The sequence below is a fragment of the Aequorivita viscosa genome (genome assembly GCF_900106795.1).
Taxonomy (GTDB): Bacteria; Bacteroidota; Bacteroidia; order Flavobacteriales; family Flavobacteriaceae; genus Aequorivita; species Aequorivita viscosa.
Genome location: NZ_FNNS01000052.1, coordinates 2,975 through 4,229, shown reverse-complemented (window position 1 = coordinate 4,229; position 1,255 = coordinate 2,975). Strand labels below are relative to the sequence as shown.

Below are 1,255 nucleotides of genomic sequence, written 5' to 3'. Positions count from 1 at the left end.
TTAGCTATATACTTTGAATTTAAGCCTATTTCTGCATTTTCAAAGTTATTTCCTTCTTCTATAATTTCACAAAACCCTATTGGTTCCGGTTCTACAATACTACAAATTCCCGAGACTTGAAATACGCCATCGTAGCTAGAAGGATTTGGAGTCCACGTATCGCCTTGGTCAAGCGATGTATGAGTGACCGCTGTAGTGGCATTAGATTTTACTTCCCAAAAGTTGGCGCTTCCCGCATCTGAGCCCATTGTCACAAAAAGTCCAACCCAATATTTTGAACCTCCGGAGAGTCCTTCAAGAGAAACGGGATTAGGTAAATTTAATTCAACTTCATACCAAGGAAGACCAAAATTACTACTTACCTGAGTCTGGGAAGTAGGTGTTATATTTTGAAATGACGTAATAAGAGTCCCTGGTTTGCCATTATCGTCTTCATAAATAAATATATCTGCCGTGTCTATGTTATTTACAATAGTAGGTAGAATTTTATCTAATTGCATAATCACATCTTCTTCAATGTCGAAATCGTTGGCGATAAACTTGGCATCTAACCCCATTTCAGCATTTTCAAAATTATTTCCTGCTTCTACGATTTCACAATAACCGTCTGGTAAAGGAACCACAATGCTACAGGAACCGAAAACTTGAAAAACGCCATCGTTACCAGATGGACTAGGGGTCCATGTAGCTCCTTGATCAAGTGAGGTATGCGTAAGAGCAGAATCACCATTTGTTTTTACTTCCCAGAAATTTCCGCTTCCACCATCTGAACCGGCCGTAACAAAAAGGCCAATCCAGTATTTTGAGCCACCGGTTAAACCTACAAGTGATACCGTGCTTGGTAAATCCAATTCGACTTCATACCAAGGTAGACCAAAGTTATTACTCACTAGAGTTTGTGAAGTCGGAATGATATCTACAAATGAAGTGATAAGTGTACCTGGTTGACCATCGTCATCATTATAGATAAAAACATCAGCTACCCCAATGTTTCTCACAATGGTAGGCGTTATTTTATTTATTTCCATAATTATGCTTTCTTCAACATCAAAATCATTGGCAATGTATTTTGCATGTAAGCCAAACTCTGCATTCTCAAAGTTGTTTCCGAAGTTGTCTATACTACACGGTGTAGATTGCCCAAAACTCAATAAGGGAATTGTTAGGGCCAGAAAGAGATAAATAGATTTCATATTAGTTATGAATTAGGTTAGTGAATTTTTACTCTTTAATAATTTTAAATGTTTGAACTTCT

Annotated in this window: 1 protein-coding gene; it reads right to left on the bottom strand. The window is 37.5% G+C overall.

The features are described 5' to 3' along the window. The coding region (locus tag BLW28_RS15430) for a hypothetical protein (protein ID WP_143036928.1) at positions 1-1,193 on the bottom strand (1,193 nt) is incomplete at its 3' end. Between the last annotated feature and the right edge of the window lie 62 nt (positions 1,194-1,255).